Source organism: Rhizobium sp. YS-1r, from assembly GCF_000757525.1.
In the GTDB taxonomy this organism is placed as follows: Bacteria; Pseudomonadota; Alphaproteobacteria; order Rhizobiales; family Rhizobiaceae; genus Neorhizobium; species Neorhizobium petrolearium.
The window spans coordinates 42,485-67,639 of record NZ_JPYQ01000032.1 but is presented as its reverse complement, the minus strand read 5'-3'; the positions used below and the strand labels follow the sequence as shown (position 1 = coordinate 67,639).

Below are 25,155 nucleotides of genomic sequence, written 5' to 3'. Positions count from 1 at the left end.
CGGCCAAGGTCAAGCCTTAGACCTGCATGATTTCCTTTTCTTTGTCCGCAAGCAAGCGGTCGACTTCGGAAATCGTATCATCCGTCATCTTCTGCACTTTTTCCGATTGCGCGCGGCTGTCGTCCTGGCCGATTACGCCGTCCTTTTCGGCTTTTTTCAGGCCGTCCATGCCATCGCGGCGCACATGACGGATCGCAACCTTGGCCTTTTCCGCATAATCGTGAGCAACCTTGACCAGCGACTTGCGGCGCTCTTCATTGAGTTCGGGAAGCGGGATGCGCAGATTCTGGCCATCAACAATCGGATTGAGGCCAAGATGCGATTCGCGGATCGCGCGATCCACCGCGCCCACCATCGACTTGTCCCAGACGGAGACGGAGAGCATGCGCGATTCCGGCACGGTGATGTTGGCGACCTGGTTCAGCGGCATACGCGAACCATAGGCCTCGACCGTCACCGGATCGAGAATATTGGCCGAAGCCCGGCCGGTCCTGAGCGATGCGATATCGCCCTTGAAAGCGGTAATTGCGCCGTCCATGCGACGCTTGATATCGTTGAGATCGATTGCTCCACTCATCACATCTACTCCCTTATTGTTATTTGGGCAGCCCTGAAAACTTGCGGCTCAGTTGTCCGCTACGATGGTCTTGCGGCCGCCGCCGGTCAAGATTTGGGCGAAGCCACCCTTTTCATGAATCGAGAACACGATGATCGGTATCGCATTCTCGCGAGCAAGCGCTACCGCCGCCACATCCATTACAGCCAGCCCTTTTTCGAGCACTTCGCCATGCGTCAGCGTCTCGAAACGGGTCGCGGTCGGATCCTTCTTCGGGTCGGCCGAATAGATGCCGTCCACCTGGGTGCCCTTGAAGATCGCCTCGGCACCGATCTCGGCGGCGCGCAGCGCGGCAGCCGAATCGGTCGTGAAGAAGGGGTTGCCCGTGCCGCCGGCGAAGATCACCACCCTGCCTTGCCCCAGATGATGCAGCGTGCGGAGCTGGGTGAAACTCTCGCAGATTTCCGGCATCGAGATCGCCGAAAGTACCACAGTGTCGACATTCAGCTTGCGAAGCGAGGTGGCAAGTGCAAGCGCGTTGATCACGGTGCCGAGCATGCCCATGTGGTCGCCGGTCACCCGGTCACCGCCCTTGGACGCCACCGCCACGCCGCGGAAAATGTTGCCGCCGCCGACCACCACACCGACCTCGACGCCCATGGCGCGGGCTTCTGCGATATCGGAGGCGATCCTGTCTGCAATGTTGACATCGATCCCGAAGCCCTGGCTGCCCATCAGGGCTTCTCCGGAGGCCTTGAGCAAGACACGCTTGTAGAGGGGCTGAGGCGACATGGGGGCTCCTTGGAATCGAGACTGCCTGCGGAGGGAAACGGCTTGCGGATACACGAAGGGCACCGGCTTGTCACCCGGTGCCCTTCGGTTTTGTCGGCTTTTGCTAAAGAGCTTAATCAGCCCTTGGCGGCTGCGGCAACTTCCGCCGCGAAATCCGTTTCTTCCTTCTCGACGCCTTCGCCGAGCAGCAAGCGTGCCATGCCGGTTACTTCGATCGGGGCGCCGACGTCCTTCTCGGCAGCCTTGATGGCAGCGCCGACGGTCAGGTCCGGATTGATGACGAAAGCCTGCGAAAGAAGCGCGACTTCCTCGAAGAACTTGCGCATGCGGCCTTCGACCATCTTCTCGATGATGTTGTCCGGCTTGCCGGAAGCACGGGACTGCTCGATGAAGACGTTGCGTTCACGCTCGGCAACGGCCGGATCGACTTCCTCGGCACGGATGGCCAGCGGCGCGGTTGCGGCGATGTGCATCGCGACCTGCTTGCCGATGGCGGCGAGCGCGTCCTTGTTACCGGTCGACTTCAGCGCGACGAGAACGCCGAGCTTGCCGAGACTGTCGGCAACCGCGTTGTGGATGTAGGTCGCAACGACGCCATCCTCGACGGAGAGCAGCGCAGCGCGGCGAAGATTCATGTTTTCGCCGATCGTCGCAACCGCGTCCTTGATCGTGTCGGCAACGGACTTGCCGGACGCCGGATAGGTCGCAGCACCGATCGCGTCGACAGAACCCTCGGTCGAAAGCGCCACTTCGGCAACGCCTCGGACGAGGCCCTGGAAGGCGTCGTTGCGGGCGACGAAGTCGGTTTCGGAATTGATCTCGACGGCGACGGCCCTGGTGCCAGCGCTGGCGATGCCGATCAAGCCTTCGGCTGCAGTGCGGCCGGACTTCTTGTCGGCCTTGGCAATGCCCTTGGCGCGCAGCCAGTCGATTGCCGCTTCCATGTCGCCATTGGTTTCAGCAAGCGCCTTCTTGCAGTCCATCATGCCTGCGCCGGTCTTTTCGCGCAGTTCCTTGACCATTGCGGCTGTGATTTCGGCCATTGTTTACCTCTTGTCGATTCATTTAGCGCCCAGCCGGGTTGGCGGGCGCATGGATTTCGGGACGATTATACCCGGAGTATGACAGCGTGATGTTTCGATCCACACCGCCCGGTCTCGGTTCCGGGACGGGGGAAAGAGGCGGCTTGAGCGCCGCCTCTCCATGAGAAATCAAGCTTCGGCTTCGCCTTCCAGCGCCGGCTCGATCGGGGCTTCGGCAGAAGCGCCGACGTCGCGGCCAGAAGCACCCTGCTGACGGGCAATACCGTCGATGGCAGCGCGGGCAACCAGGTCGCAATAAAGAGCGATGGCGCGCGAGGCATCGTCATTGCCCGGGATCGGGTAATCGATGAGGTCCGGATCGCAGTTCGAATCGATGATGGCGACGACCGGGATGCCCAGGCGCTTCGCTTCGTCGATGGCGATCTTTTCCTTGTTGGTATCGATGATGAACATCAGGTCCGGCGTGCCACCCATGTCGCGGATACCGCCGAGAGCCTTTTCAAGCTTCTCGCGCTCGCGCTCGAGGTTCAGGCGCTCCTTCTTGGTGAAGCCCGATGCTTCCGAAGACAGGATCTCGTCGAGCTTGCGCAGGCGCTGGATCGAGTTAGAGATCGTCTTCCAGTTCGTCATCATACCGCCGAGCCAGCGGGAGTTGACGTAATACTGGGCCGAACGCTTGGCGCTGTCGGCGATCAGTTCCGAAGCCTGGCGCTTGGTGCCGACGAAAAGAACGCGGCCGCCACGGGCGACGGTGTCGCTGATGACCTGCAGGGCGCGCGACAGCATCGGCACGGTCTGTGCGAGGTCGATGATGTGGATGTTGTTACGATCGCCGAAGATGTACGGCTTCATCTTCGGGTTCCAGCGGTGGGTCTGGTGGCCGAAGTGAACACCAGCTTCCAGAAGCTGGCGCATGCTGAAATCAGGCAATGCCATGCCTTTTTCTCCTTTTCCGGTTGAACCTCCGCAAGGCGATCAGCAAACCCTTCGGGAATGCCACCGGCGGAAAAGCCCGGATTTCTCCCGGACGATCCCATGCCCTACGTGTGGAATGCGGCTGGCCATACATTCGATTTGCCGGAAATGCAAGGGTATGGCGAAAAAAGCTTGAACCTTGCGGAACGCCGTGAGGCGGCGCGCCCGTCGGGCTTCAGTCCTTCTCGGCTTCGGCGCAAGGCCATTTCTTGGGCGTAACCAAACCGGCCGGAAGTTTGGTAGCGGCATTGCCGCAGGCTATGTCCACCTGATGCTGATCGAGACCGATCGCCGCCGAAAGATCCACGCCCTCTATCCGCGTCAGAAAAAAGAAGGCGTCCTCGAAATTGATTGCCCCCTCGAAAACGGCTGTCGTCAGATCGGCACGCGACAGATTGGAATAGGAAAAGTTCGCACCGGTGAGCACGGTCTTGTCGAAAATGGCCCGACTCAGATCGGCTTTCTGAAAATTCGCATTTTCCAGCTCAGCCCGGGAAAAATCGGCGCGTTGCAATTCTGCAGCCATAAAGGATGCGTCATTCGCACGGACGTCCTGAAATCCCGCCCGATAGGCCTCCACTCTTTGAAAATTCGCCCTGTCGGCACGCGCACCGGCGAGCGCCGCCCGAACGAGCGTCGCCTTGGTAAGATCGGCGGAAACGAAATTGGAGTTGCGCAGGTCCGTATAGCTGAAATCGACATCGACAAGATTTGCCTGGACGAAATCGCTGCCGTCCAACATGAGGTTCTTCTTGCCGCATCCATGCCAGTCCACACCCGCGAAAGGACTTGTCCGACAATCCTGGGCCTGCGCCGGGCTCGCCACGAGCCCTCCCGCTGCAGTCAGCAGCAACAAGATACCCGCCAAAACGACCAATTCGCGCGCAGTTACCAAAGCCTGTCCCCCATACCGATCAGGATCATTCAACCGTTTACGTATGATACAGGGACCACGATCGAATTTCACCTGGGAACACGCAAATCGCTGCAGCAAGACATCACGGTTTGCAATCCGTTTTACCGAGCATTTCCAGCTTTACCAAGCTTCCCGAGAGTACAAAGTCGCCATAGTCCATGGTGAGGTCGCGGGTGATGCCGTTCTCGTAGAGCTTGAACGACATGTTGTAGACCGGCATGGGATCGCCCTGCGTGGCCTCGTTGAAATAGGCGATCGTCACCGGCCAGAAGGGCGTCCTGGAAAATTCGCCGGCCTTGTCAGCATCGGCGTCATCCTTTTGCGGGGTTTGCGGCTTGCCGATCACGGTCGTCGTCAACAGCGCCTGATCGCCGTTTTCCGAACCGTCGAATACCCGTGCCTCGAAGAAATGCTTGCCTTGCTTGGCATTCCGGATGACGTCCAGCATATGGCCGGTCGGGAAATCGCTGGCAGGCAGGTCGACCTCGCGCCCGTCCGGCTGGGTGATCTCGACCTTGACGCCTTTTTCCGCGACGCTCGCATCGCCGCTCACCTGCCGGTCGAGCTGTTCATCGGTGAAGGATTTGGTCTCGAAATGGAACTGGCGAGCGGACATGTCCTCGAAGGTCGTGGTCTGCTGGTCGCTGAGGCGCGTTTCCTCGCCGGTGTCGATCCTGGTGACCAGCCGGAAATTCGTGGAGAAGCCGGTGCAGGCGGAACCGGTGAACTCATAGACCATGCGGCCGAACATGCCTTCGATGCCGGAACGTTCGGACGCATCTTTCAGCTTCAGATCGTAAATGGCCCGATGCGGCACAAGCGCCAGGGCGGCGCTGTCGGTATTTGCATCCGCGGAGGTGGCTGCCATGAGGCTCGCACCGCCGGCAAGGATCACACCGAGGCTCATTCGCAGCATGCACATTCTCCTGTTGGACTCAGTCCGGGGTGTTATAAGAACGCCATCCGGCCAAGCTATGGCTTTGATGCAGGATTTTTGAAGAATTTACAACAAACGGGAGTTGAAAATGACCGAAGCCATTGACGGCCGATTGAAGGAGCTGGGGATTACCCTCCCCGTTGCTGCAGCCCCCGCCGCCAACTACGTGCCCTATACGATCAGCGGCAATACGCTTTATCTTTCCGGCCAATTGCCCATCGAAGGGGGCAAGGTTGCCGTGACCGGACTGGTCGGGCGCGACGTGGATGTGCCTGCGGCTCAGCGCGCTGCCGAGCTTTGCGCCATCAACATTCTCGCCCAGGCGAAAGCCGCGCTCGGCGGGGATCTCGGCAGGATTCGCCGCGTGCTGAAGCTCAACGGCTTCATCGCCTCCGCGCCGGATTTCACCGAGCAGCACATCGTCATGAATGGAGCATCCAACCTCCTCGCCAATGTGCTCGGAGATGCCGGCAAGCATGCGCGTGCCGCCGTCGGCATGGCTGCCCTCCCGCTCAACGCCACCGTCGAAGTCGACGCCATCATCGAGATCGAAGCATGACCTCTGCTGCCTGGATCAAGGATGTTCCCGTCGCCCATCGAGGCTATCACGACATGAATCATCAGGTGTGGGAGAACACGCTCTCCGCCTTCGCCCGCGCCGTGGAGGCCGGTTTTGCGATCGAATGCGACGTGCAGCTCGCCGCCGACAGCGTGCCGGTGATCTTCCACGACCATGACCTCGAAAGGCTCTGCGGCATCAAGGGCGACGTGCGCGAAAAGACCGCGGCCGAACTCGGGCTGCTTGCCGTCGGAGGCACGAAGGACAAGGTGCCGACGCTGAAGCAGATGCTCGATCTTGTCGCCGGCAAGGTGCCGCTCGTCATCGAGATCAAGGGGCGGACAGGCGAAGGCGAGGACGACGGCTTTGCCGAGACGGTGCTCGAAGTGCTCGAAGGCTACCGGGGTCAGGTGGCGCTGATGAGCTTCGACCACCATATCCTGCAAGACCTGAAGAGGGCTGGCTCCCCCTACCCGCTCGGCCTCACCGCCATGGGCGACAAGCCGGAGGAATTCTTCCGGCATGACGAGGCCATGCAACTTGGCCTCGATTTCATCTCTTATCACTACCCCCACCTGCCGAACAGTTTTATCACAGCTCAGAGAGCGGCCGGAATTCCGGTCATTACCTGGACGGTAAGGGATGCAAACGGTGTCGAACATACCTATAAATATGCGGACCAGATGACCTTCGAAGGTTTCGATCCACGGGAGGCCTCCTCCCCCTCCCAGTAAAGAGAGCATGACCGGCAATCTCACGATCCGCATCGAAAAATCCTTCTGCGCGATCAGCCAGACGAGCTGGTCGCGCCTTTCGGGCACCTCCAGGGCTTCATCCGCCGAGGTGCCTTACAATCCCTTCCTTTCCCATGCCTTCCTCTCGTCGCTGGAGGAATCCGGCTCGGCTACTGCCAAGACCGGCTGGCTCGGGCACCATCTCCTGCTGGAGAACGACCAAGGCGCGTTGATCGGCGCGGTTCCGGGCTATCTCAAGAGCCACAGCCAGGGCGAATATGTCTTCGACCACGGCTGGGCCGACGCCTTCGAGCGCGCCGGCGGACGTTATTATCCGAAGCTGCAATGTTCCGTGCCGTTCACCCCCGCGGCCGGGCCGCGGCTCCTCGCCGCCTCCGGCTACGACAAGGCTTCTACGGAACTGGCGCTGGCCGCAGGTCTCCAGGAGGTGACGCGCCAGCTCGGGATATCTTCCGCGCATGTGACTTTCATCGCCGAAGACCAGCTCGCCGCATTCGAAGAGACCGACTACCTGCACCGCACCGACAAACAGTTCCACTTCATCAATGACGGCTATGCAAACCACGACGCGTTCCTGGAAACGCTGGCATCGCGCAAGCGCAAGGCCTTGAAGAAGGAACGGCGTGCGGCGGTCGAGAACGGCATCACCATCGACTGGCTGACCGGAAGCGATCTCACAGAGGATATCTGGGACCAGTTCTTCGATTTCTACATGGATACCGGCAGCCGCAAATGGGGCCGCCCTTACCTCACCCGCACATTCTATTCGCTGGTCGGCGAGCGCATGGCGGAAGACATCCTGCTGGTCATGGCGAAGCGCGGGGGAAAATACATCGCCGGAGCGATCAATTTCATCGGCGGAGATACGCTCTTCGGCCGCCACTGGGGCTGTATCGAAGACCATCCCTTCCTGCATTTCGAGGTCTGCTACCATCAGGCGATCGACTTCGCACTCGCCAAGGGGCTCAAGCGCGTCGAAGCGGGTGCGCAAGGGGAACACAAGCTGGCGCGCGGCTATATGCCTGTCACCACCCATTCCATGCACTATATCGCCCATCCTGGGCTGCGCCGCGCGGTCGCCGATTATCTGGAGCGCGAACGGGAAGAAGTGGAATATATGAACGAATATCTTTCCGAGCATGCGCCCTTCCGCAAGGGCGAGCGCCAGCAGGAAGACTGATCAGAAATTCAAGGAGAGGACATAACGATGAGCGGCCAGGCTTACGATCCCAACAACATCTTCGGCAAAATCCTGCGCGGCGAAATTCCCTGCCACCGGATTTACGAGGATGACGATACGCTCGCCTTCATGGATGTGATGCCGCAATCCCCCGGCCACCTTCTCGTCATTCCCAAGGCGCCGTCGCGCAATATCCTCGATGCCGACCCGGCGGTTCTCTCCAAACTGATGCCGGTCGTGCAGAAACTCGCTAGGGCTGCCAAGGAGGCCTTCGAGGCGGACGGCATCACCGTCATCCAGTTCAACGAGCCGGCTTCGGGCCAAACCGTCTATCACCTGCATTTTCACGTCATCCCGCGCTACGAAGGGCTGCCGCTCAAGCCTCATTCGGGACAAATGGAAGACGGTAACGTACTTGCCGCCAATGCCGAAAAGATCATCGGCGTATTGGGAAACTAAACCCCGATCCACCAGAGGCCGGCAATCAGCAGCCCCATCGGCATGGCGACACCGACTGCGACCTTGCGGCCGGTCACCAGGAAGACGGCAAAACCGATGCCGGCTGCACCCAGCCGCAGCCATAGCGGCGTGTCGGCGAGCATGCCGTTCGGGAAGACGATCAGCTTTGCAGTGACGGCCATGACCAGCGCGGTCGCCACCGCCCTCACCCAATAAAGCGCCTCGGATTCCTCGTTCAGCCGATTGCCTGCCACGACGCCCAACCAGCGCCAGATGTCGGTCGCCAGGAATCCGGCGACCGCGATGACGATGAAGGTCCAATAGTCCTCGATCATCGCATGCCTCCTGCGTCGCGGCGCTTCTTCTTCCGGCGGATCCTGTCGATGAGATAGGCGATCGTGCCGCCGCCGATGCCGGCATAAAGCACGTCGAATTCCGGTGTTATCAGCGCCAGGAGCGGGCCGAGCACGACGCCCATGACAAAAGCAAGCTTCACAACCGGCTGGCGGGCGCTCGCCCAGATCGACGCGTTGAAATAGACTGGCGTCAGGAAGAAGAGCACGCCAGCGACGACCGGCGGAAAGCTCGATGCGATGCCGTAGAAGGTCGCCACGACCAGCGTGCCGCATGTCGTGAGCGTGACGCCGAAACCGGCGAAATAGATCGCCCTATATTCGCGCGGCACGTTGCGCAGCGTGGTGATCGCAAAGACCCAGGATGTGATGGCGATGAAATGCGAGAGGATCAACAGTGCCCATGTCGGCGTGCGGCGTGTCCGTATTTCCGGAATGACCGAGGCGACCATCGGCGTCATGCGGATCGAGGAAAGCGTAACCGCCAGGAAGCAAGCAGCGATATTGGCGCCGCTCGCCATGGTGCCGACCAGGATCACCTGGGCCGGAAGCGCCCAGATCGCGAAGGACATGAACACCGCCTCCGCCCGGGTCAGCCCGGATTCGAGCGCGAAGGCGCTGAACCCGACAATGGAGGTCATGAGGATCAATGCCGGCAGGGAAATCATGCCCCGCATGCCGGTGAAGAACCAGGACAGGGCGCTACGGTCACTCTCTGGGGACATCGGGCTTCCGGCGGGGAAAAGGCGAGTCATAAAACGACGATGCCGGGACAGGCCCGGCATCGCAAGTGTTCCATCTAAAAGTCTTACTTACTCTTCGGCACACGCGGTACGATGCTGCCCTTGCGCGGCGGTGTTCTCGGCGCCTCTTCCGAAGCAATCACATCCGCTTCGGCCATGGCCCGCGCTTTGGCCGAACCGTCCTTGCCTTTGGGCGAGGACTTCTTCGAGGCCTTCGGCTTGGACGCCCTGGCTTCGGCTTCTTCGGTCGCCTCTTCCACCTCGGCTTCCGGCTTCGGCTTCACAGGCGTCGCTTCGGGGATGGCATCGAGGACCAGCTTGTCCTTGCCATCCTCGTCCTTGCCAACGGTGACGCGAACCACGCCGCCCTTGCGCAGCTTGCCGAACAGGATTTCGTTCGCCAGCGGCTTCTTGATATGCTCCTGGATGACGCGCGAGAGCGGGCGGGCGCCCATCCTCTCGTCGTAACCCTTGTCGGCCAGCCAGGCGACCGCATCCTCATGCAGATCGAAGGTGACGTTGCGCTCCGAAAGCTGCGTCTCGAGCTGCATGACGAACTTCTGCACGACCTGATGGATGACCTCCGTCGGCAGCGAGGCGAACGGGATCACCGCATCGAGGCGGTTGCGGAATTCCGGCGTGAACAGACGGTTCAGTGCCTCCTCATCCTCGCCGGTACGCTTGGACGAGCCGAAGCCGATCGCGGCCTTGGCCATTTCCGATGCGCCCGCATTGGTCGTCATGATCAGGATGACATTGCGGAAGTCGATCTTCTTGCCGTTGTGGTCGGTCAGCGAGCCATGATCCATGACCTGCAGCAGGATATTGTAGATATCCGGATGCGCCTTCTCGATCTCGTCGAGCAGGACCACGCTGTGCGGATGCTGGTCGACACTGTCGGTCAGCAAACCACCCTGATCGAAGCCCACATAGCCGGGAGGCGCACCGAGCAGCCGCGAGACCGTGTGGCGTTCCATATATTCCGACATGTCGAAACGCAGGAGTTCCACGCCGAGCGAAGCAGCAAGCTGCTTGGCGACTTCCGTCTTGCCCACACCGGTCGGGCCGGAGAAAACATAGCAGCCGATCGGCTTGTTCGGTTCACGCAGGCCCGCCCGGGCGAGCTTGATGGACGTCGACAGAGCCTCGATCGCGTTGTCCTGTCCATAGACCACCGAACGCAACTCCTTTTCCAGGTTGGCGAGAACCATCTCGTCGTCCTTGGAAACGGTTTTCGGCGGGATACGGGCCATGGTGGCGATCGTCGCTTCGATTTCCTTCTCGGTGATCAGCTTGCGCCGCTTGGAGGCCGGCAGCAGCATCTGCGCCGCACCGGTCTCATCGATCACGTCGATCGCCTTGTCCGGCAGCTTGCGGTCGGAGATGTAGCGTGCCGACAGTTCGACGGCGGACTTGATCGCCTCGTTGGTGTAGCGAAGCTTGTGATAGTCCTCGAAATAGGGTTTCAGGCCCTTCATGATCTCGATCGCATCATCGATCGACGGTTCATTGACGTCGATCTTCTGGAAGCGGCGGACCAGTGCCCGGTCCTTTTCGAAGAACTGGCGGTACTCCTTGTAAGTGGTCGAGCCGATGCAGCGGATCGCGCCCGACGACAGAGCCGGCTTCAGCAGGTTCGAGGCATCCATCGCACCGCCGGACGTGGCGCCGGCGCCGATCACGGTGTGGATCTCGTCGATGAAAAGAACCGCACCCGGGTATTCCTCAAGCTCCTTGACGACCTGCTTCAGGCGCTCCTCGAAATCACCGCGATAACGCGTGCCGGCGAGCAGCGTGCCCATGTCCAGCGAGAAGATCGTCGCGTCGGCGAGCGCCTCCGGCACTTTGCCTTCGACGATGCGCTTGGCGAGACCTTCGGCGATCGCCGTCTTGCCGACGCCGGGGTCACCCACGTAAAGCGGGTTGTTCTTGGAGCGCCGGCACAGCACCTGGATCGTGCGGTTGACCTCGGCATTGCGGCCGATCAGCGGATCGATGCGGCCGTCACGCGCCTTTTCATTGAGGTTGACACAATAGGCCTTCAGCGCATCCTGCGGCTTCTTTGCCGAGCCCTCCTCCTGTTCGCGGGACGAGGGCTTGGCGTCGGAATCCGGCTCTTCGGCGCCGCGCGGCGGACGGGCCTGGGAGGAGCCCGGACGCTTTCCGATGCCGTGGGAGATGTAGTTGACCGCGTCGTAACGGGTCATTTCCTGCTCCTGCAGGAAGAAGGCCGCATGGCTTTCCCGTTCCGCGAAGATCGCGACGAGAACGTTGGCACCGGTCACTTCCTCGCGGCCGGACGACTGGACGTGGATCACCGCGCGCTGGATTACGCGCTGGAAGCCGGAGGTCGGCTTCGAATCCTCATCGTATCCGGTGACGAGGTTGGCGAGCTCGTTATCGACATAATCCGTGACGGTCTTGCGCAGGGCTTCCAAATTGACGTTACAAGCGCCCATGACCGCCGCTGCATCGGCGTCGTCGATCAACGCCAGAAGCAGGTGCTCGAGCGTGGCATATTCGTGATGCCGCTCGTTCGCGAAGGTCAGTGCCTGATGCAGCGCCTTTTCAAGACTAGGCGAAAATGTTGGCACGTCGGGTTCCTCACTTCTTTTCCATGACACATTGCAGCGGATGCTGGTGTTGCCGGGCGAAGTCCATGACCTGGGACACCTTGGTTTCCGCTACTTCGTAAGTATATATTCCACACTCGCCCACGCCGTGGTTGTGGACATGGAGCATGATGCGTGTCGCAGCCTCCCGGTCCTTCTGGAAGAAACGCTCCAGAATGTGGATGACGAATTCCATCGGGGTATAGTCGTCATTCAACAGGAGTACGCGGTAGAGATTGGGCCGCTTGGTCTTTGGTTTCGTACGGGTGATGACCGAGGTTCCGCGGCCCGCGTTTTCTCCGTCGCCACCCTTTTCGCGTTGCATCAAGATCGGCAGTGCGATCATCTTCATTCATTCCCCAGTCGTCCGGCGATGGTTCAGCGAATGGCCGATCGACCAGACTTCAGACTTCCTAACTTAGTTCATTGAAAGCCGATTTTAAGCCCCCTGTGCGCCCGCGCAATCACTATTCCGCTAGAGAGATCGTCGAAGATGCGGAAAATTGAGGTTTTCCGCCTTGGCCTGAATCAAAAAGGCCGGCAGCATTGAATGCCGCCGGCCTTCGGTTGGAAGGTGTCGCCTCGAAAGGCCGTATTGTCCTCACGCGGCGTTTGCGGTCTTTACGGCTGTCGACTTGGCAATGGGCGCCTCGTAGGGCTTGTAGGCCGACTTCGCGAGATCGGCGTACATATCGCCCATCTTGGCCGCCTCGGCGATGAAGCCTTCATAGGCTGACTTTGCGTATTTGGTCTGAAGGTCATAGGCGGCATCGATGCTGCGGGCTGCAGCAAACGCCTCCATGAAAGCCGTCATGTCCTGGAACGACTTCTTGGAATATTCGCTGGCTTCCGTGGCAATCGCCTGAAAACCCTTGGCGGCTTCGGAATAACCCTTCAGCATTCCATCCATCGCTTCCTTGCTCTTCTTGCTGGCTTCATCGAAGTTGAACATAGCACGGTCCCCTGTTCTATTCGGATGCGCTGATAAAAGAAGGGCGGCCGACAAAAGTCAAGGATGATTTGTGCAGCGCAAAACTATCCTTGGTTGCATCGCCATATATGCAAATGCAGAGATCGATTCAGCGCAATGATTTCGCGATGATATATCAGCTTGCCACAACCACTGCGGAATGGTCGGGCTTTTATTTTCTTTTAACGACAGTGGCAAAGAGCCGCAATCGAAAAGCGGGCGCAAGGCCCGCCTTCGAGATTTTCAAGATTTCCGGCGATCACAGGTCGACGTCGAGGATGGCCATCGAAAAGTTGTACGAGCGGTCACCGTCCTCATCGTCGACATAGATGACGCCCAGGAATTCGTCGCCGATATAGACCTCTGCGGAATCATTCTTGCGCGGACGCGCCTTTACGACGATCTGCGGATTGAGCACGCGCTTGAAATAGGCATCGAGCTTCTTGATTTCGTCCGGTTTCACACTTCTCTCCGTCAGCGGTTCCAAGTTGGGGCGCTTTTGGCACGGGACAAAGGCGAAAGTAAAGCCGCCAGAATGCGACCCTGCCGCTCTTTCCTATGATGAAAGTGCGGCAGGAAAGCTCAGATGTCCGAACCCAGGAGCTGATCCATCAGCCGGGCCGGCTCGGAACACCCTGCTTCTCCGACCACTTTGGCCGGCACGCCAGCGACGGTCGATTTCGGCGGAACAGGCTTCAGGACGACTGAGCCGGCGGCAACGCGCGAGCAGGAGCCGACCTCGATATTGCCGAGGATCTTCGCCCCGGCGCCGATCAGCACGCCATGGCCGATCTTCGGATGCCGGTCGGCGCCTTCCTTGCCGGTGCCGCCGAGCGTCACGCCGTGGAGGATCGAGACATTGTCGCCGATCACCGCCGTCTCCCCGACGACAAGGCCGGTGGCGTGGTCGAGGAAAATGCCCTTGCCGATCCGGGCAGCCGGATTGATATCCGTCTGAAAGACACTGGAAGACCTGCTCTGCAGATAAAGCGCGAAGTCGCGGCGGCCGCGATTGAGCAGCCAATGCGCCAGCCGGTGCGTCTGGATCGCATGGAAACCCTTGAAATAAAGCACAGGCTCCAGGAAACGCAGGCAGGCGGGATCGCGGTCGTAGACAGCCTGGATGTCGACGCGCAGGATCGCGCCCCATTCCGGCCAATCATCCAGCATTTCCATGAAGGTCTGGCGCAGGAGCACAGCCTGGAGGTCGGGATGGTCGAGACGTTCGCAGATGCGATGCACGACGCATTCTTCAAGCGACCGATGGTTCAGCACCGTGGAATAGAGAAAAGCGGCAAGCAGCGGATCCTGCTGGATTGCCGCATGGGCTTCCTCACGCAACGTATCCCAGATGGGATCCACCGACGTGACCGGCTCCTTCTGGCGGACTTCATTTCTTGCGCCCATGGCCGTCTCCTCGTTTGCCGTGAGAGAGCTTATATAAAACAAGTTTACGGGAAGACCAACGGCTCGCAAATCGCATTCCGTTGATCGTTATGATCAGAGAACCTGTTCTCTTGCCGAAAGCTCTGCATAAAAATCCAGAACCGCCTTCCTGAATACCCGGTCGCCGACGGCCAGCATATGATCGCGGCCCGGGATATCGAGCGCGATCGCATGCGGCATCAACGCCGCGAGTTCCTGCGGTGAGCCGGCGATATCGTCCTTCGTCCCCACCCCGATCAGCGTCGGCGCCTCGATGCGGCCCATATCGGCGCGGGAAACAAGATCGCGCGAGCCGCGAATACAGGCCGCAAGCGCCTCTCTGTCGCTCTTCGTCTGGTCGGCAAAGGCGCGGAACGTCTTTCCGCGCGCATGAGTGACATCCTCGACGGACGGCGCAAGCAGCGCGTCGGCGATCGGATCCCAATCCCCTACCCCGTCCGTCATGCCGATCCCGAGGCCGCCGAGCACCAGCGAGCGCACGCGGTGAGGATGAGCAAGAGCCGCAAAAACCGAGATGCGGGCGCCCATGGAATAACCGAAGAGATGCGCTTCCGGAATGCGCAAATGATCGAGGAGAGCGATCGAATCCTCAGCCATTACCCAGGGCCGGTAGGCCTCCGGATCAAGCGGCTTGTCGCTTGCGCCATGGCCGCGATTGTCGATCGCGATCACCCGGTAGCCCGCATCGCCCAGCGTTTTCAGCCAGCCCGGATGGACCCAGTTGACGAGCGCACTCGAGGCAAAGCCGTGGATCAGCAACACCGGATCGCCGGAAGGATCGCCTTCGTCAAAATAAGCAAGCTTCAGACCATCGTGGGAAAATGAAGAGAAGGCGGGAGCATTGAGATTCATCAGTCGACCTTTGGCGGCATCTTTTTTATCGGACCATAGGTGATCCGCCGTCCGGTTTGAACCCATGCACGATACGAAATCGGGAGGCCCGCGGCGGTTTTCCCACTACACATTTTGAACGCACGGCGATAATGTCCGCCGCAAATCAGAAGCATGGAGACCATCATGGCCGGGCACAGCATTCCTCATTTCCAGAACGACGGCGGATATCGGATGATCCAGATCGGCGTGAAGGAATTCATGTGCACCGGCGCGTCCGTGCCGTTCGATCATCCGCATATATTCATCGACATGGGAGACGACGTCGAAAAGGTCTGCTCCTATTGTTCGACCCTTTATCGTTACAATCCGTCCCTGAAGTCCGAGCAGACCGATCCGCCGGGCTGTGTCTTCCACGTGCAGGCCGCGTGAATTCCCGCTGACCGGCCGATACCATGTCCATTGAGAGAGTAGCGATCATCGGCGCCGGCATGGCCGGGCTGACGGCTGCGCTTTCCTTCGCGCACCGCGGAATCGCCGCCGACATCTTCGAAGAAGCGGCAGCCCTTGTCGAGGTCGGCGCCGGCCTGCAGATATCACCGAACGCTTCCCGCGTGCTGTCCGAACTCGGCGTGCTTCCTGCGTTGGAAGCGGTCTGGACCGAGCCCGAGCGGATCGCTCTCGTCTCCGGCCTTTCACTCCGGCCGATCGCCCATGTCCCAGCCGGCCGCTTTGCCCGCGAACGATGGGGGGCTCCCTATGGTGTTCTTCACCGCGCCACGCTGCAGAATGCGCTGCTTTCGGCCGTCAAACAGAACCCGCTCTGCACGGTTCATCTCGGCACGCCCGTGCGCGAGAACGCACATGAGACGCTGACAAGGATCACCGGCAAGACCTATCCGCTGATCGTCGGCGCCGACGGCGTCTGGTCGAACCTGCGCACCGAGATTCCGCACGCTCCGAAGCCTGACTTTTCGCATAATGTCGCGTGGCGCTTCACGATCTCGAACGGCGCTATGCCTTCATGGCTGGTTCCCGATCAGGTCACCGCATTCCTCGGTCCTTCGACCCATCTTGTCGCCTATCCGCTGAAAGAGGTCGACGGCTTCAACATCGTCGCCATCGCCTCGGGCATCAGTCCCGGCGAGACCTGGGATGCGGAAGCAAGCGAAGCGCAGCGGCACATGCTGCTTTCGCAATTCCATCGCTGGGACCGGCGCATCGTCGATCTCCTCGAGAGGACCGAAAGACCGACATTCTGGCCGCTCTACCAGGTCAGCCCTGGACGCTGGCAGAACGGCCGGAACATGGCCCTGATCGGCGATGCAGCCCATGCGATGATGCCGTTCGCGGCCCAGGGCGCCGCGATGGCGATCGAAGATGCCTTCGTACTTGCCAATAGGGTGGCAGGTCCCCTGCCGCTTGCCCAAGCCTTGTCCTCGTTCGAGAGCGACCGCACCGCCCGAGCCGCCAAAGTTCGCGCTCGCGGCCTCTTCAACCGCTTTGCCTATCATGCCCGTGGACCAATCAGGCTCGGCCGCAACGTCGTGCTGTCGCTTCGCTCGCCGCAATCGCTCGCAGCGGACCTCGACTGGCTTTACGGCTTCAGGGCCGAGTAATCAGACCTCTGCCGCTGCCGCGAAACCCGCTTCCAGATCCTTCCTGAGATCGGCGACATCTTCGAGGCCGATCTGCAGGCGAATGACGGGGCCTTCCGGCGGCGCCTTGCGAATGGTGCGATCCGACAGGTTGACGTGCACGGCAAGGCTCTCGTAACCGCCCCAGGAATAACCGAGGCCGAAGAAGGAAAGCGCATCCAGGAAGGCGTGTGCCTTTGCCTTGGCGTTTTCGGCATCCGCCTTCAGAACGAAGGAGAAGACGCCGCTCGCGCCCTTGAAATCGCGCTTCCAGATTTCATGGCCCGGAAAACTCGGCAGCGCCGGATGCAGGACACGGGCCACGTCGTTACGGGTTTCCAGCCACCTGGCGATATCGAGCGCGCTCTTCTGGTGATGTTCGAGACGGATACCCATCGTGCGCAGGCCGCGCAGGATCTGATAGGAATCGTCCGGCGCACCGCAGATGCCGAGCGCGATACGGGATTCCTCGAGCCGCGGCCAGTGTCTGGCATTGGCGGAAACCGACCCCATGATGATGTCCGAGTGCCCGGACGGATATTTCGTCGTCGCATGGATCGATACGTCGACGCCGAAATCGAGCGGCCGAAAATAAAGCGGCGTCGCCCAGGTATTGTCCATGGTGACGACACAATCGTGCCTGTGCGCCACTTCCGCGATCGTCCGGATATCCTGCATTTCGAAGGTGTTGGAGCCCGGCGCTTCGGTATGGACGAGCTTCGTGTTCGGCTTGATCAGCGCCTCGATCCCGGCTCCGATTTCCGGATCGTAATAGTCGATCTCGACGCCGAGCCGCTTCAGCATCGTGTCGCAGAAATGGCGGCAGGGTGTGTAGACCGAATCCACGATCAGCGCGTGGTCGCCGGCCGAAAGATAGGCGAGAAACGGAACCGTGATCGCAGCAAGCCCCGACGGGACGAGAATGGTGCCGGCAGACCCTTCCAGTTCATCGAAAGCGGCGCAGAGCGCATCCGTGGTCGGCGTGGCGCGCGTGCCGTAGGTATATTTCTGAGCCCGCTTCTCCATCGTCGCGGTGTCTGGGAAAAGCACCGTCGAGGCGTGGACGACCGGAGGATTGACGAAGCCATTATAGCCGGACGGATCATGCCCCATATGAGCAAGGCGCGTGTTCGGACCAGCATCGGCGAGCAGGGACTCATTCTTAATCTTCATATCGGGGAAAACTTTCGTTAGCAGGGCATGAACTGGAGTTTTGCCGCTGGAACAAGATACGGTCAACCCCGATTGAAGCAGCCGATTAAAAACATCAGGGAACCTGCTATCTAGTGAGAATCGCTTCAGTTTTGATCACTGTCCGCCTAAACTTTAAGTAACTGATGATTTCCTGTGCCGTGACGAGGAATTTACCTTATTTCCGACGCAATTCGAAACGGCGACACTTGACCCTGCGTTGTTTTGCGAATGAGATAGCACGCACCCGCACCGGGAGGGTTGCCGGGCGACCGGCCGTATTCAAAGAGAATCAGGGGAGCGGCGCGGTGTCACAAAATCACACAAGACCAAGAGATAAGGTTGGGAAAAAATGAAAAAGACGCTTCTGTCGGCCGCTATTGGCGCAGCGGTCCTGGGCTTTGCCTCGGCCGCATCGGCTGCCACGCTGGATAACGTGAAGTCCAAGGGTTTCGTTCAATGCGGCGTCAATACCGGCCTTGCCGGCTTTGCCGCACCGGATTCGGCCGGCAACTGGACCGGTTTCGACGTCGATTATTGCAAGGCCGTCGCCGCGGCGATCTTCGGCGATGCGACCAAGGTCAAATATACGCCGACCACGGCGCAAAGCCGCTTCACGGCCCTGCAGTCCGGCGAAGTCGATCTCCTCGCCCGTAACACGACCTGGACGATCAGCCGCGATACCGCTCTCGGCCTGAACTTCCGCTACGTCAACTATTATGACGGCCAGGGTTTCATGGTTCCGAAGAGCCTCAACGTGAAGTCGGCCCTCGAGCTTTCCGGCGCCGCCGTCTGCGTCCAGTCCGGCACCACGACGGAACTTAACCTTGCCGACTATTTCAAGGCGAACAACCTGCAATACAACCCGGTCGTCTTCGAAAAGCTCGAGGAAGTGAATGCCGCCTACCAGGCCGGCCGCTGCGACGTCTACACGACCGACCAGTCGGGCCTCTATTCAATCCGTCTCGGACTCTCCAACCCGAACGACCATGTCGTCCTGCCAGAGATCATCTCCAAGGAGCCGCTCGGCCCGGCCGTCCGCCAGGGCGACGACCAGTGGTTCGACATCGTCATGTGGGCCGGCTACGCCTTGGTGCAGGCCGAGGAATTCGGCATCACACAGGCCAATGTCGACGAGATGAAGAATTCGACCAACCCGGACATCCGCCGCTTCCTGGGCGTGGAGCAGGACACCAAGATCGGCACCGACCTCGGCCTGACCAATGAATGGGCCTACAATATTGTCAAAGGCGTCGGCAATTACGGTGATGTCTTCGAGCGCAATATCGGCCAGAACACGCCGCTGAAAATCGAGCGCGGCCTGAACGCGCTCTGGACCAAGGGCGGTCTGCAATACGCTCCGCCGATCCGCTGATCGGCAAACGCTAAGGGACAAGACGGCTTTGCCGTCTTGTCCTTCACATAAGAAAAGACGCATAAAAAGAAAAAGACCTCCAAAGCGAGGTCGCCAGGGGAAAAGGCCAGCATGACAGATCACGCTGCAATTGCGCCTTCCGAGGCGCGGACCTTAAGGTCCTACGCGTATGACCCAAGATTTCGGGGTATTTTTTTCCAGGCGCTCACCCTCCTCATCATCATCGTTGCCGGCTGGTGGATCTTCGACAATACCGCTGAAAACCTCGCCAGATCCGGCACCGCCTCGGGCTATGGCTTCCTGAGGGGCCGCGCCGGTTTCGACATCGGCCAGGCTCTCATTCCTTATACCAGTGACTCCACCTATGGCCGCGCCATCTTCGTCGGTTTCCTCAACACGGTGCTGGTCGCCGTTTTTGGTATCATCACCGCCACGATCGTCGGCTTCATCATCGGTCTCGGCCGTCTTTCAAAGAACTGGCTGATCGCAAGGCTCTGCACCGTCTATGTGGAAGTCTTCCGCAACATCCCGGTGCTGCTCATCATCTTCTTCTGGTACAAGGGCGTGCTGGACTCCCTGCCCCAGGTCCGGGATTCGATCGCCCTTCCCTTCAGCATCTTCCTGAACAATCGTGGTCTTGCCTTTCCGCGGCCGATCTGGGGAGACGGGGCCTGGTTGATTCCGCTCGCCATCATCATCGGCATCGTCGCCACCATGGTGGTTGCCCGATGGGCAAGGCAGCGCCAGATCGCGACGGGCAAGCAATTCCATACGGTCTGGGCCGGCATCGGGCTGATCGCCGGCCTGCCGGTCCTCGCCTTCCTGGCTGCGGGTGCGCCGCTGACCTTCGATTATCCGATTGCCGGTCGCTTCAATCTGACAGGCGGCACGCGCATTCTGCCGGAATTCGTAGCGCTTTATCTCGCGCTATCGCTTTATACGGCATCCTTCATCGCCGAAGTCATCCGCGCCGGCATCCGCGGCGTTCCGAAGGGTCAAAGCGAGGCCTCTTTCGCGCTTGGCCTGCAGCCCTCGCATACGACGCGTCTCGTGATCGTACCGCAGGCCATGCGCATCATCATTCCGCCGCTTACAAGCCAATATCTCAACCTGACCAAGAACTCCTCGCTCGGCGTTGCGATCGGCTTTCCCGAACTCTTCTCCACGACCAGCACGACGCTGAACCAGACCGGTCAGGCCGTGGAAGCGATCTCCATCATGCTGACCGTTTACCTGGCGATCAGTATCGCGACCTCGATGTTCATGAACTGGTTCAACGCCAAGATGGCGCTGGTGGAAAGGTAAGGCCATGAATCCGAAAAACCTCGCCTACGTCCGCGCCGAAATGCTGGGGCCGGAACCCGCCCCGCTCAGCACCAAGACCATCTCAGGCTGGATCAGGACCAATCTGCTTGCAACGCCGAAGGATACCGCGCTGACGGTGATCGCCGCCGCCCTCCTGCTGTGGACCGTGCCCGGCATGCTCGAATGGCTGTTCTTCGATGCCGTCTGGTCGGGTTCCGACCGGAGCGTCTGCACGACGATCGTCCAGGGAGGCATCCAGCCGGACGGCTGGAAAGGCGCCTGCTGGGCCTTCGTGGGTGACCGCTTCCAGCAGTTCATGTTCGGCCGCTACCCGATGGACGAACGCTGGCGGCCGATGCTCGTCGCGATCCTGTTCGTGGCGCTGCTCGTGCCGATGCTGATCCCGAAAATGCCGCGCAAGGGTCTCAATGCCCTGCTCTTCTTCGTCGTCTTCCCGATCGTCGCCTTCTTCCTGCTGCATGGCAACATCTTCGGTCTCAGGGAAGTGGAAACACCGCTCTGGGGCGGATTGATGGTGACCCTTATCCTCTCCTTCGTGGGGATCGCGGTATCACTCCCGGTCGGCATCCTGCTTGCGCTTGGACGCCGCTCGAACATGCCGGTGATCCGCATGTTCTGCGTCGGCTTCATCGAGATCATCCGCGGCGTGCCGCTGATCAGCGTTCTCTTCATGGCGAACGTGATGCTGCCGCTCTTCCTGCCGACCGGCTGGACGATCGACAATTTTCTGCGCGCTCTCGTCGGTGTGGCGATCTTCGCGTCCGCCTATATGGCCGAAGTCATCCGCGGCGGTCTGCAGGCGATCCCGAAGGGCCAGTCGGAAGGGGCCGATTCGCTGGGCTTGAGCTATTGGCAGAAGATGCGGCTGGTCATCCTGCCGCAGGCGGTCAAGCTCGTCATTCCGGGCATCGTCAACACCTTCATCGGCCTGTTCAAGGATACTTCGCTCGTATCGATCATCGGCATGTTCGACCTGCTCGGCATCGTGCGGCTCAACTTCACCGACACGACCTGGATCACGCCGGTCACGCCGATCACCGGCCTCATTTTCGCAGGCTTCATCTTCTGGCTATTTTGTTTCGGAATGTCGCGCTATTCCGCCTTCATGGAACGGCATCTCGATACGAGCCACACGCGGTAATCGCCGCGAAGGAAACACAAGGGGATAAAAATGGCTGAAGCCCAACTCAAGAAACTGACTGTCTCCACCACCGACGTCGCCGTCGAAATCATCAAGATGAACAAGTGGTACGGCGACTTCCACGTGCTGCGCGACATCAATCTCAAGGTCATGGGCGGCGAGCGCATCGTCATCGCCGGCCCGTCCGGCTCCGGCAAGTCGACGATGATCCGCTGCATCAACCGGCTGGAGGAGCACCAGTCCGGCTCGATCATCGTCGACGGCATCGAACTTACCAACGATCTGAAGAAAATCGACGAAGTGCGCCGCGAAGTCGGCATGGTATTCCAGCACTTCAACCTCTTCCCGCATCTGACGATTCTTGAGAACTGCACGCTCGCGCCGATCTGGGTCCGCAAGATGCCGAAGAAGGAGGCCGAGGAGATCGCGATGCATTATCTGCGGCGCGTCAAGATCCCGGAACAGGCCAACAAATATCCGGGCCAGCTCTCCGGCGGCCAGCAGCAGCGCGTGGCGATTGCCCGCTCGCTCTGCATGAAGCCGAAGATCATGCTGTTCGACGAACCGACGTCGGCGCTCGATCCGGAAATGGTCAAGGAAGTTCTCGATACGATGGTGGGCCTCGCCGAAGAGGGCATGACCATGCTCTGCGTCACCCATGAAATGGGCTTCGCGCGCCAGGTGGCGAACCGCGTCATCTTCATGGACCAGGGGCAGATCGTCGAACAGAACTCTCCGGCGGAGTTCTTTGACAATCCGCAGCACGAGCGCACAAAGCTTTTCCTCAGCCAGATCCTGCACTGAGCATTCCATCCGGCCTTGGCGATACGGGGCGTGTCAGCGCCCCGTTTTTTTCACCATTTGAATGAATAGCGGGCGTTGACGCTGGCAACGGGATCGGGCGCATCCGACGTCCGATCGAGCGCGCCGCTGATCGTCATATGCCTGCCGAAATTCTTTTCAACGCCGATGCCGGCGCCGACGACCTTGAAACCATTGGTGCCGGACGCTCGACCAATGACCGCCATACCACTTGGCCCGTGCGACAGCCGCACGGACTGGCTGGCATCGACGCCACACCATTCGCCGGACGCGCCGTCATAACGCATGCCGTAACTGCTCCGCCTCTCGATATCGATCGTCGGCGTTACAATCTCCTTCTCATAATAATTCATGGTGATCGCCGCGCTGCCACTGCTGCCATCGAGATTGACGCCGACGCCGCGGTTCATCTGATAGGCAGGCATCTCAATCTTCTCGGCCGTGAAATTACTCCAGAACTTGATGGGCGTATCGACAGGTGCGCCGCTTTTCGTGGTGTTCACTCCCATCGAGACGCCAGCCTCCGGCTCAAGCCGCGACGGCAACTTCAGGCCCAGCTTGACGGAATAGCTGGTATCGGACGTCTTGGAAGGTTTCCAAATCAGTGGCTTGTCGTCCGCAGATGCGGAACCGGCGCCCCAAAAGGCCGCACTCATCAGTGCCGCCAAACCGGCAGCAAGAGTCTTAACGTTCATGAATAACAATCCCTACTTCGAAGGCCCATAAAACATCTGGTACGCTGGGATTGCAGCCTTCATCGCTGCCACACGCAATTTCGAATATGAGGGGCAGTTTTCACCCCGATCGGCTGTGCGAATCATCGCTTCGACTTTCGCCTCGAAGCGAACATGAACAGTATATGAATAAATGCGACGCATCGGAAGCCATAATGCGGCAAGAATGCGATTTTGGGCAGTGCAGCAGGCATCTCGGCCTTGCTGTAGGTGCTTGTGTCCGAACCGCAACAGAGTTCCAGAGATGGCGTCTTTCATTCCAGGAACAAATTCTGGCATCCCCTTCCTTGGCCGGCGCATCGTGCTTTTTTGACAATTGATTTCGATTTTCGGGCCGATGCGCCAGTTGACGATCAACTGTCATCGAACTGACGCATGACAATGCTGTCCTCGGTGCCAAAGCCCGCCGAATCGACATCACTACACATTACCTTCGAGTGATTGCACGAAGCCGCATTGGAGTGATCGTGAATGGAATACTACCTTGCCATCGCTGCGATAGCCTTCCTGCTCGTCAATCTCGTCAGCATAATCATCGCAGCACGGCGGCTCTCGCCGAGCGGTTCTGCGGCTCCACCCCTTCCCAAACAACCTCCCGCATCGATCGTCATCCCTGCCTGCGGGATCGAGAATTTTACCTCCTTGACGCTCGCGCATGCCTTCGCGCTCGACTGGCCACATTATGAGCTGATCTTTTGCGTTGCGGACGAACGGGATCCGGTTGTCTCCAAGATTCAGGATGCGATTGCGGCCCATCCCGCGGTTCCTGCACGCATCCTCATCGGCGACGACCGCATAAGCGCCAATCCGAAGCTGAACAACTGTGTCAAAGGATGGCGCGCAGCGACAAACGACTGGGTCATATTGGCCGACTCGAACGTACTCATGCCGCCCGACTACGTGCAGCACCTCATGGCCGGCTGGCGAAAAGACACCGGCGTTGTCTGTTCGACACCTCTCGGTTCGCGGCCGGACGGTTTCTGGGCCAAGGTCGAATGCGTGTTTCTCAATACGCATCAGGCCAGGTGGCAATATGCCGGGGAGGCCGTCGGGTTTGGTTTCGCCCAGGGCAAGAGCATGCTTTGGTACAAGCCGATGCTCAATGCCGAGGGCGGCATTGAAGCACTGGCGGCGGAGATAGCGGAAGATGCTGCCGCCACGAAGCTGGTCCACGGGATCGGACGAAAGGTCCATCTTGTTGCTTCGCCTTTCGAGCAGCCGCTCGGTCGACGCAACCTCGCCGAAATCTGGGGCCGCCAGAGCCGATGGGCGAGGCTCCGCCGTGTCACATTTCCCGCCTATTTTGCACCCGAAATCCTGCTCGGCAGCCTGCCGCCGCTCCTTTTTGGAATTGCCGCCGCTCTGATAGCCGATGTCAGCGCGACCGCCGTCGCAGTCGCAGTTCTCCTCGCCACCTATCTCCCGGAATTTGGCCTCGCTCTGGCGAAGAACTGGCCTGTTTCGCTTGCATCCTTCGCCGCAATGATGGTGCGCGACATCATGATGCCCGCGATCTGGCTTAGGAGCTGGATCGGCGGCTCGTTCGAGTGGCGCGGCAGTACGATGACAATCGGCACTGAAGGGTCAGAACTGAACACGCCTTCGGCGGCGTGACGTTCGGCATGTTCGGCATCTTGGGAATGTCACCGAAGGACACCTATCCTTCAGGAATGGACAAGTGAAAGATGGCGACCCCTGCAGGACTCGAACCTGCGACCTGCTGCTTAGAAGGCAGCTGCTCTATCCAGTTGAGCTAAGGGGCCGATCCCGACAGCGCCCGGCATCACAATGCCTGTGACCGG

The 25,155-nt window shown here is 59.9% G+C and carries 27 protein-coding genes and 1 tRNA gene; 11 read left to right on the top strand and 17 right to left on the bottom strand.

Annotation, left to right across the window (positions count from 1 at the left end; translation table 11 throughout):
• Window positions 1–16: 16 nt before the first annotated feature.
• The 6 genes from frr to JL39_RS20470 all read right to left on the bottom strand — a co-directional run bounded on the left by frr (window position 17) and on the right by JL39_RS20470 (window position 5,150).
• On the bottom strand, window positions 17–577 hold the full coding sequence (gene frr, locus JL39_RS20495) for a ribosome recycling factor (protein ID WP_037154961.1): 561 nt from the start codon (window positions 575–577) through the stop codon (window positions 17–19).
• Between the two features lie 48 nt (window positions 578–625).
• Window positions 626–1,348 carry a UMP kinase gene (pyrH, locus tag JL39_RS20490; RefSeq protein WP_037154958.1) on the bottom strand — a complete coding sequence of 241 codons (723 nt, stop codon included), beginning with the start codon at window positions 1,346–1,348 and terminating at the stop codon, window positions 626–628.
• 116 nt (window positions 1,349–1,464) lie between these two features.
• Window positions 1,465–2,391 (bottom strand): translation elongation factor Ts, encoded by a 927-nt coding sequence (gene tsf / locus JL39_RS20485; protein WP_037154955.1) that lies wholly within the window; start codon window positions 2,389–2,391, stop codon window positions 1,465–1,467.
• 168 nt (window positions 2,392–2,559) lie between these two features.
• On the bottom strand, window positions 2,560–3,327 hold the full coding sequence (gene rpsB, locus JL39_RS20480) for a 30S ribosomal protein S2 (RefSeq protein WP_037154952.1): 768 nt from the start codon (window positions 3,325–3,327) through the stop codon (window positions 2,560–2,562).
• A 214-nt stretch (window positions 3,328–3,541) separates the two neighbouring features.
• A complete protein-coding gene (locus JL39_RS20475; RefSeq protein ID WP_244446932.1) occupies window positions 3,542–4,234 on the bottom strand; it encodes a pentapeptide repeat-containing protein in 693 nt (230 codons plus the stop codon).
• Window positions 4,235–4,364: 130 nt separating this feature from the next.
• Window positions 4,365–5,150: a cell envelope integrity EipB family protein gene (locus JL39_RS20470; RefSeq protein ID WP_244446935.1), complete on the bottom strand. Its 786-nt coding sequence runs from the start codon at window positions 5,148–5,150 to the stop codon at window positions 4,365–4,367.
• Between the two features lie 157 nt (window positions 5,151–5,307).
• On the opposite strand from JL39_RS20470, the gene JL39_RS20465 reads away from it, so the two are divergent.
• From JL39_RS20465 to JL39_RS20450, 4 genes are read left to right on the top strand one after another with little or no spacing between them, the layout of a single operon-like run.
• Window positions 5,308–5,778: a RidA family protein gene (locus JL39_RS20465; RefSeq protein WP_037154946.1), complete on the top strand. Its 471-nt coding sequence runs from the start codon at window positions 5,308–5,310 to the stop codon at window positions 5,776–5,778.
• A complete protein-coding gene (locus tag JL39_RS20460; RefSeq protein WP_037154944.1) occupies window positions 5,775–6,512 on the top strand; it encodes a glycerophosphodiester phosphodiesterase in 738 nt (245 codons plus the stop codon). Before JL39_RS20465 ends, JL39_RS20460 begins: the two co-directional genes overlap by 4 nt.
• A 7-nt stretch (window positions 6,513–6,519) precedes the next feature.
• Window positions 6,520–7,713: a GNAT family N-acetyltransferase gene (locus JL39_RS20455; RefSeq protein WP_037154941.1), complete on the top strand. Its 1,194-nt coding sequence runs from the start codon at window positions 6,520–6,522 to the stop codon at window positions 7,711–7,713.
• 27 nt (window positions 7,714–7,740) lie between these two features.
• On the top strand, window positions 7,741–8,172 hold the full coding sequence (locus JL39_RS20450; RefSeq protein WP_037154939.1) for an HIT family protein: 432 nt from the start codon (window positions 7,741–7,743) through the stop codon (window positions 8,170–8,172).
• On the opposite strand, the gene JL39_RS20445 is transcribed toward JL39_RS20450, so the two are convergent.
• From JL39_RS20445 to JL39_RS20410, 8 genes are all read right to left on the bottom strand, one after another.
• Window positions 8,169–8,507, bottom strand: coding sequence for an AzlD domain-containing protein (locus JL39_RS20445; RefSeq protein WP_037154936.1), 339 nt, complete (start codon window positions 8,505–8,507; stop codon window positions 8,169–8,171). The genes JL39_RS20450 and JL39_RS20445 overlap by 4 nt on opposite strands.
• On the bottom strand, window positions 8,504–9,250 hold the full coding sequence (locus JL39_RS20440; protein WP_037154933.1) for an AzlC family ABC transporter permease: 747 nt from the start codon (window positions 9,248–9,250) through the stop codon (window positions 8,504–8,506). Before JL39_RS20440 ends, JL39_RS20445 begins: the two co-directional genes overlap by 4 nt.
• Before the next feature lie 83 nt (window positions 9,251–9,333).
• Complete coding sequence (gene clpA / locus JL39_RS20435; protein ID WP_037154931.1) at window positions 9,334–11,862, bottom strand: ATP-dependent Clp protease ATP-binding subunit ClpA; 2,529 nt, start codon at window positions 11,860–11,862, stop codon at window positions 9,334–9,336.
• Between the two features lie 10 nt (window positions 11,863–11,872).
• The gene (clpS, locus tag JL39_RS20430; protein WP_037155352.1) at window positions 11,873–12,226 is read right to left on the bottom strand and encodes an ATP-dependent Clp protease adapter ClpS; all 354 of its coding nucleotides are present in this window, start codon (window positions 12,224–12,226) and stop codon (window positions 11,873–11,875) included.
• A gap of 255 nt (window positions 12,227–12,481) precedes the next feature.
• The gene (locus JL39_RS20425; protein ID WP_037154928.1) at window positions 12,482–12,832 is read right to left on the bottom strand and encodes a phasin family protein; all 351 of its coding nucleotides are present in this window, start codon (window positions 12,830–12,832) and stop codon (window positions 12,482–12,484) included.
• A 277-nt stretch (window positions 12,833–13,109) separates the two neighbouring features.
• A complete protein-coding gene (locus tag JL39_RS20420; RefSeq protein WP_037154925.1) occupies window positions 13,110–13,313 on the bottom strand; it encodes a DUF3126 family protein in 204 nt (67 codons plus the stop codon).
• A gap of 119 nt (window positions 13,314–13,432) precedes the next feature.
• Window positions 13,433–14,257 carry a serine O-acetyltransferase gene (gene cysE / locus JL39_RS20415; protein ID WP_037154922.1) on the bottom strand — a complete coding sequence of 275 codons (825 nt, stop codon included), beginning with the start codon at window positions 14,255–14,257 and terminating at the stop codon, window positions 13,433–13,435.
• Between the two features lie 93 nt (window positions 14,258–14,350).
• Window positions 14,351–15,148: an alpha/beta hydrolase gene (locus tag JL39_RS20410; protein WP_037155349.1), complete on the bottom strand. Its 798-nt coding sequence runs from the start codon at window positions 15,146–15,148 to the stop codon at window positions 14,351–14,353.
• Between the two features lie 165 nt (window positions 15,149–15,313).
• Here JL39_RS20410 and JL39_RS20405 point away from each other — a divergent pair, with 165 nt between their 5' ends.
• Window positions 15,314–15,559 (top strand): zinc-finger domain-containing protein, encoded by a 246-nt coding sequence (locus JL39_RS20405; RefSeq protein ID WP_037155346.1) that lies wholly within the window; start codon window positions 15,314–15,316, stop codon window positions 15,557–15,559.
• A 23-nt stretch (window positions 15,560–15,582) separates the two neighbouring features.
• The gene (locus JL39_RS20400) at window positions 15,583–16,746 is read left to right on the top strand and encodes an FAD-dependent monooxygenase (protein ID WP_037154919.1); all 1,164 of its coding nucleotides are present in this window, start codon (window positions 15,583–15,585) and stop codon (window positions 16,744–16,746) included.
• On the opposite strand, the gene JL39_RS20395 is transcribed toward JL39_RS20400, so the two are convergent.
• On the bottom strand, window positions 16,747–17,937 hold the full coding sequence (locus JL39_RS20395) for a cystathionine beta-lyase (RefSeq protein ID WP_037154917.1): 1,191 nt from the start codon (window positions 17,935–17,937) through the stop codon (window positions 16,747–16,749). It abuts the gene before it with no gap.
• A gap of 370 nt (window positions 17,938–18,307) precedes the next feature.
• Between JL39_RS20395 and JL39_RS20390 the strand changes: the two genes are divergently transcribed.
• The 4 genes from JL39_RS20390 to JL39_RS20375 all read left to right on the top strand — a co-directional run bounded on the left by JL39_RS20390 (window position 18,308) and on the right by JL39_RS20375 (window position 22,601).
• Window positions 18,308–19,330 (top strand): amino acid ABC transporter substrate-binding protein, encoded by a 1,023-nt coding sequence (locus JL39_RS20390; RefSeq protein ID WP_037154914.1) that lies wholly within the window; start codon window positions 18,308–18,310, stop codon window positions 19,328–19,330.
• Window positions 19,331–19,441: 111 nt separating this feature from the next.
• Entirely contained in the window at window positions 19,442–20,635 is a 1,194-nt protein-coding gene (locus JL39_RS20385) for an amino acid ABC transporter permease (RefSeq protein WP_037154911.1), read from the top strand.
• 4 nt (window positions 20,636–20,639) lie between these two features.
• Window positions 20,640–21,797 (top strand): amino acid ABC transporter permease, encoded by a 1,158-nt coding sequence (locus JL39_RS20380; RefSeq protein ID WP_037154908.1) that lies wholly within the window; start codon window positions 20,640–20,642, stop codon window positions 21,795–21,797.
• Window positions 21,798–21,827: 30 nt separating this feature from the next.
• On the top strand, window positions 21,828–22,601 hold the full coding sequence (locus JL39_RS20375) for an amino acid ABC transporter ATP-binding protein (RefSeq protein WP_037154906.1): 774 nt from the start codon (window positions 21,828–21,830) through the stop codon (window positions 22,599–22,601).
• A 50-nt stretch (window positions 22,602–22,651) separates the two neighbouring features.
• Here JL39_RS20375 and JL39_RS20370 read toward each other — a convergent pair whose 3' ends face one another.
• Window positions 22,652–23,314 (bottom strand): hypothetical protein, encoded by a 663-nt coding sequence (locus JL39_RS20370; RefSeq protein WP_037154903.1) that lies wholly within the window; start codon window positions 23,312–23,314, stop codon window positions 22,652–22,654.
• 510 nt (window positions 23,315–23,824) lie between these two features.
• On the opposite strand from JL39_RS20370, the gene JL39_RS20365 reads away from it, so the two are divergent.
• The gene (locus tag JL39_RS20365; RefSeq protein WP_037154901.1) at window positions 23,825–24,967 is read left to right on the top strand and encodes a glycosyltransferase; all 1,143 of its coding nucleotides are present in this window, start codon (window positions 23,825–23,827) and stop codon (window positions 24,965–24,967) included.
• A gap of 72 nt (window positions 24,968–25,039) precedes the next feature.
• Here the strand turns inward: JL39_RS20365 and JL39_RS20360 are convergent.
• Window positions 25,040–25,116, bottom strand: a tRNA-Arg gene (locus JL39_RS20360).
• Between the last annotated feature and the right edge of the window lie 39 nt (window positions 25,117–25,155).

What these genes read in the sequence shown, in the direction of transcription:
- JL39_RS20445 (WP_037154936.1), bottom strand. Translation starts at nt 8,507, where the DNA reads ATGATCGAGGACTATTGGACCTTCATCGTCATCGCGGTCGCCGGATTC.
- tsf (WP_037154955.1), bottom strand. Translation starts at nt 2,391, where the DNA reads ATGGCCGAAATCACAGCCGCAATGGTCAAGGAACTGCGCGAAAAGACC.
- pyrH (WP_037154958.1), bottom strand. Translation starts at nt 1,348, where the DNA reads ATGTCGCCTCAGCCCCTCTACAAGCGTGTCTTGCTCAAGGCCTCCGGA.
- JL39_RS20375 (WP_037154906.1), top strand. Translation starts at nt 21,828, where the DNA reads ATGGCTGAAGCCCAACTCAAGAAACTGACTGTCTCCACCACCGACGTC.
- JL39_RS20385 (WP_037154911.1), top strand. Translation starts at nt 19,442, where the DNA reads ATGACAGATCACGCTGCAATTGCGCCTTCCGAGGCGCGGACCTTAAGG.
- JL39_RS20440 (WP_037154933.1), bottom strand. Translation starts at nt 9,250, where the DNA reads ATGTCCCCAGAGAGTGACCGTAGCGCCCTGTCCTGGTTCTTCACCGGC.
- JL39_RS20450 (WP_037154939.1), top strand. Translation starts at nt 7,741, where the DNA reads ATGAGCGGCCAGGCTTACGATCCCAACAACATCTTCGGCAAAATCCTG.
- JL39_RS20400 (WP_037154919.1), top strand. Translation starts at nt 15,583, where the DNA reads ATGTCCATTGAGAGAGTAGCGATCATCGGCGCCGGCATGGCCGGGCTG.
- JL39_RS20425 (WP_037154928.1), bottom strand. Translation starts at nt 12,832, where the DNA reads ATGTTCAACTTCGATGAAGCCAGCAAGAAGAGCAAGGAAGCGATGGAT.
- cysE (WP_037154922.1), bottom strand. Translation starts at nt 14,257, where the DNA reads ATGGGCGCAAGAAATGAAGTCCGCCAGAAGGAGCCGGTCACGTCGGTG.
- JL39_RS20455 (WP_037154941.1), top strand. Translation starts at nt 6,520, where the DNA reads ATGACCGGCAATCTCACGATCCGCATCGAAAAATCCTTCTGCGCGATC.
- JL39_RS20405 (WP_037155346.1), top strand. Translation starts at nt 15,314, where the DNA reads ATGGCCGGGCACAGCATTCCTCATTTCCAGAACGACGGCGGATATCGG.
- JL39_RS20460 (WP_037154944.1), top strand. Translation starts at nt 5,775, where the DNA reads ATGACCTCTGCTGCCTGGATCAAGGATGTTCCCGTCGCCCATCGAGGC.
- JL39_RS20395 (WP_037154917.1), bottom strand. Translation starts at nt 17,937, where the DNA reads ATGAAGATTAAGAATGAGTCCCTGCTCGCCGATGCTGGTCCGAACACG.
- JL39_RS20390 (WP_037154914.1), top strand. Translation starts at nt 18,308, where the DNA reads ATGAAAAAGACGCTTCTGTCGGCCGCTATTGGCGCAGCGGTCCTGGGC.
- JL39_RS20380 (WP_037154908.1), top strand. Translation starts at nt 20,640, where the DNA reads ATGAATCCGAAAAACCTCGCCTACGTCCGCGCCGAAATGCTGGGGCCG.
- clpS (WP_037155352.1), bottom strand. Translation starts at nt 12,226, where the DNA reads ATGATCGCACTGCCGATCTTGATGCAACGCGAAAAGGGTGGCGACGGA.
- JL39_RS20370 (WP_037154903.1), bottom strand. Translation starts at nt 23,314, where the DNA reads ATGAACGTTAAGACTCTTGCTGCCGGTTTGGCGGCACTGATGAGTGCG.
- JL39_RS20470 (WP_244446935.1), bottom strand. Translation starts at nt 5,150, where the DNA reads ATGGCAGCCACCTCCGCGGATGCAAATACCGACAGCGCCGCCCTGGCG.
- JL39_RS20465 (WP_037154946.1), top strand. Translation starts at nt 5,308, where the DNA reads ATGACCGAAGCCATTGACGGCCGATTGAAGGAGCTGGGGATTACCCTC.
- JL39_RS20410 (WP_037155349.1), bottom strand. Translation starts at nt 15,148, where the DNA reads ATGAATCTCAATGCTCCCGCCTTCTCTTCATTTTCCCACGATGGTCTG.
- frr (WP_037154961.1), bottom strand. Translation starts at nt 577, where the DNA reads ATGAGTGGAGCAATCGATCTCAACGATATCAAGCGTCGCATGGACGGC.
- JL39_RS20365 (WP_037154901.1), top strand. Translation starts at nt 23,825, where the DNA reads ATGGAATACTACCTTGCCATCGCTGCGATAGCCTTCCTGCTCGTCAAT.
- rpsB (WP_037154952.1), bottom strand. Translation starts at nt 3,327, where the DNA reads ATGGCATTGCCTGATTTCAGCATGCGCCAGCTTCTGGAAGCTGGTGTT.